The organism is Halanaerobium sp. (assembly GCF_003070835.1).
In genome coordinates, this window is sequence record NZ_QBLR01000301.1 from 1 (window position 1) to 4,073 (window position 4,073).

Sequence of the window (4,073 nt, forward strand, 5' to 3'; positions counted from 1 at the left end):
CTTAAGTATTTTTATATCCACTAAAAGAAGGGTTTAACTAAAATATTAGTTCAAAAATATTTAATCTTTAACTATGAAACCTCCCACTTTTGTGAGAGGTTTTTTGCTTTCTAATTATATATATTTAAATCCTGGCAGCAATTCTTCCTCCAGTGATTTTTTGGAGAAGATCCTTTTTGTTTTATCTTTAACTTTATTCTTAGCTTTTTCTTCAACTTTATTTTTGGATTTATCAGTTTCTTTCCAGCCGCGAATATAAGTCTTCTCAAAATCAAAGTATAATTTTACTGAACCCGTCTCGCCATGCCTATTCTTATCTATAATTAATTCCATTTGATCATTATCCTTGAGATTTCTCTTCTCAAGCTGCTCATCATTCAAACCATAATCGGCCCTATCCAGTAAAGTTACCAAATGAGCATCATTCGCGAGAGATTGGGACCACTTAAGATTCTGCTTTGTTGGCTTTCCTTTGCCGCTATCATTTAATTGAGAGAGTATAGATATAGCTATCTTAGATTTTGAAGCCAAAACTCTGATTGAGCCCATTATATTTTTTAGTGCGTTTGTGAAGTTATTGTAACTATCTGCAGAATCTATATTATGAATATGGTCAAGGTATATCAAGTCAATCTTATGCTTTGCATTGATCACAGACATGTTTATTAGCTGTGATTTTATATCCTCTACGGTATTTTTGCTTCTCATATCAATGATATGATTTTCGAATTTATATTTCTTTAGGTCTTCAACAACTTCATCTATAGCTGCTCTTTTATCCTTATCCTTACAGTTATAGCCCATATCAATCCAGTCTTTAGCAGTTAGCTCATAATTTTTAAATTTAGAGTCATGAGTTGAGTGGATAGTTAAAATCTTTTCTAAAATATCGTTCTTATCTTCTTCAAAGCTTAAGTAATAGACATTGTAACCGTTAATTATCTGATTATAAAACCTTGTAATTGCATAAACTGACTTTCCCATACCAGTCTTAGCCCCTATAATTTCTATGTACCCGTTTTTTATGCCTTTATTTAAGTATTTTTTGTCGTACTCATCTATATATGTAGGAATTCTATTTCCTGCTGCAGCTTCTTTTCTCTGTGCTTCAACTATATCTTTTAATCCCTTATTATTGATTTCATCTCGAAAAATGAAGTTAAAACCGTCCTTAAAAATATCACCAGGATCATAAACTTTACCATCTTTAATAGCATTATTTACATTATCCTGTATTTGATTTAGTTCTTCCCTGACCTTCATTAGATGACTCTGGTTTTTAAATTCATCTATGTAGTGCCTTGCTTCCTGATCCATATTTATGTCGGGATTTAAAATTTTATTTAGCTTGTTTTTAATAAGCTCTCTTGCCCTATCACTCTGGCTGCTGTTACCCTTTAAAATTGAAGATAACTCACTTTTACTGATCTTACCCAGTATATTTTCTATCGGCTGCTCTTTTTTATAAATTTCATAAGCAATATCTGGGTCAATAGCCAATTCCTTTATTTGAGGGGTTCTTTTTTTATCTGAAATGATTTCTTTGCTTTTTGAGAAGACCAATTTATCAATTCTATTAGAAAAATCACCTTCGTTTATAGTTTTAAAAATAACTTCTCTGTCATTATAATCTTTTGAATTACTCTCTAGATCTAAGAACTTTGCTAATATTATGCTTCTCAACTCATTATAACTATAACTATAATTCAAGCTTATTCCCCTCCCTTGAATTCAATATTGTATTTTTCTCTTATTTTTTCAGGGATATCTTTTTCGGATCTGGTTTTAGCTGCTACAATAGTGTCTTCACCCTTAGAATAAAAAGGAACATAGTATGTATTTGCTTCACCACTGTTTTTTTCTTTGTCTATCAACCCTAATTCTTCAATTAAATCACAGTGGGTTTTTACATTAGCTGCAGTGATCCCTAAATCTTTTCCAATTTCACTGTGAGAAATATTTAATTCCCTTACTCCAAAATAAGCGATGTTATTTTGTTGATGCCTGAATTTGTTGTAAAAGTTAAATAATAAATATATATATGTATTAAGGCCTTTATTACTATCGGTACTTTCCAGCCAATGGAGTATTTTAACCAGGGGAATGCTCCTGAAATCTTTGCACTGCCTCCCAAAGTTATATTTAAATTCCCTATTTTTATGGGAGCCGTTAACAGTTATTAGTTTTAATTCTTCTAATTTTTTTACATGAGATGATATATTTGATGTTGTCTTAGCAATATTAAACTTAGTGCCTTGAAAATCCATAGTATTAAGTTCCTTATTAGTTAGCTTTTCCTTATTTTTCTCCTTGTCATAAATCCAGATGTTAATTAAAAGCAACAGCTGTTGAGGAGTTAAATCCCAGAGTTTATTCAAATTTTCAGTTTTAATCCTGAAAAAATACATGTGGTTATAGTGTTTAAGGCAGGGATCGTGATATAAACTTCTAAAAAACAGATCTTTTTCTTCCAATGAAATCACCTTCCTGAAATTAGTTTAATTAACCAAATAATGTTTAAAGCACATAATATATTATATACAAGAATTGGTTTACATTCAACTACAATAATAGTATGTTTTTGTAAAAAAGATTAATGGTTATTAGATATTTGTATATTTAAATTAAGTGGTAGTATTAATTAAAATTAGATGTCAAACCCCTATTAACGCTTACTATGATTGAGCTTATAAAGAATCTGTATAGAAATTAATATATAGAATAACATTTATATAGAAATTATAGATATATAAATGTTATGTTATAAATTTATGTAGGAAAGATAAATTATTTAAGTTAAGAAGTTATGATTAAGGGAAAGAAGATAAAGAAGTTGTGGAAGAGGATGAAAGTTAAGAGAATGCTTAAAAGTTACATAAATAAAAGAATGTAAGGAGAGGAAAAGTAAAGTTTTTATTAGTTAAAAATCAGCCATTGTACCACTTCCAATCTTCGAGTGTCAATAAGATCGTTTGACACTCTTCGATCTCCGTGGTGTGTTGGCGTTGCTTTTTTTTATTTTGTTTTGTGGTTTTGTTTTATTCTGCATAAGAGTAGTTGTATTAAGCTGATGGTAATATTCGCTTTGAAAGAAGAAAGGAAGAGAAATTATAAATGTTATGTTTTAAGCTACTGACAACATTCAGTCATTGAGAAGCTAATACTAGTAGTTATATTTAAAATTTATTTTTTTGTAATATTTATTTAAGGTGGTCAACGGAAGGGGGAGGAAAGTTAAAAAGTTAAGCTTATAAATATAATGATAGGTTAGAAGCTGGAAAGTGGAATATGAGGTTAGCATCTAAGAAAATCGTTTGTACCCCAAAATAAAATTTGGTGGGGGCACAAACGATTTTTGTCGTTTTAAAGATAAAAACCTTTTTAAATAAATAATTTTCAATTAAATAATGAAAATAAAATTTTTTGATTATATATTTTTGAAAATAACTTAAGGAGTGATTGTTGTGGCTAAATACTTTAAGGTAAATCTCAATTATGGACATCAGGGTGCAGGAAAGCGTCATGAGAGCAATCGTTATCTTCGTATGAGCAGCAATGCAAACTATATTGATGTGATGGATCTAGCAAAAAGGATGCCAGGGGTTAAAAAAGGTATGAAAGCATGTAATGAAATTGTTGAGATAAGCAGGAGTGAGTATTTAAAGGGGAAGAAGCGTAAGGAGGAAGATTTCTTCATAAAGCAGCTGAAGAATCCTGCCTTAAGACATTAAACCACAGTTTGTGAATTTTTTATTATTATAAAAGGGGGAGATATAGTTGAAATGTAGATATTGCGATTTTTTTAATGGTGAAGAGTGTGTTTGTCCAGAAGTGTCATATGAGTTTCTGGATGATTATGATTGGAATTTTGATGCTCTACCGTTTTTCTGCTACTACTTTACACCGACCAAACACATAATTGAAGTCCTAGAAGTTGAAACTTCAAACATGGATAAGGCAGATAGCATTACCGTGAGAATGGGATTTGTGATCATGAAGGTCCCAATATTCAAGGACAAAGGTAATTACTACTGTGTCCTCCAGGGAGAGAAGACTAGCAAGAATGGCAATAA

General features: G+C 30.5%; 4 protein-coding genes. 2 read left to right on the plus strand and 2 right to left on the minus strand.

Translation table 11 applies throughout. The annotated features are described in order from the left end of the window. Window positions 1–114: 114 nt before the first annotated feature. Both CI949_RS17810 and CI949_RS17815 read right to left on the minus strand, forming a co-directional pair. Window positions 115–1,710 carry a DnaB-like helicase C-terminal domain-containing protein gene (locus CI949_RS17810; RefSeq protein ID WP_290768839.1) on the minus strand — a complete coding sequence of 532 codons (1,596 nt, stop codon included), beginning with the start codon at window positions 1,708–1,710 and terminating at the stop codon, window positions 115–117. A gap of 2 nt (window positions 1,711–1,712) precedes the next feature. Next, window positions 1,713–2,474 carry a hypothetical protein gene (locus CI949_RS17815; RefSeq protein ID WP_290768842.1) on the minus strand — a complete coding sequence of 254 codons (762 nt, stop codon included), beginning with the start codon at window positions 2,472–2,474 and terminating at the stop codon, window positions 1,713–1,715. Window positions 2,475–3,464: 990 nt separating this feature from the next. Here CI949_RS17815 and CI949_RS17820 point away from each other — a divergent pair. Both CI949_RS17820 and CI949_RS17825 read left to right on the plus strand, forming a co-directional pair. After that, window positions 3,465–3,731 (plus strand): hypothetical protein, encoded by a 267-nt coding sequence (locus CI949_RS17820; RefSeq protein ID WP_290768845.1) that lies wholly within the window; start codon window positions 3,465–3,467, stop codon window positions 3,729–3,731. A 46-nt stretch (window positions 3,732–3,777) separates the two neighbouring features. After that, on the plus strand, window positions 3,778–4,073 hold a 296-nt coding region (locus CI949_RS17825; protein ID WP_290768848.1), incomplete at its 3' end, for a hypothetical protein.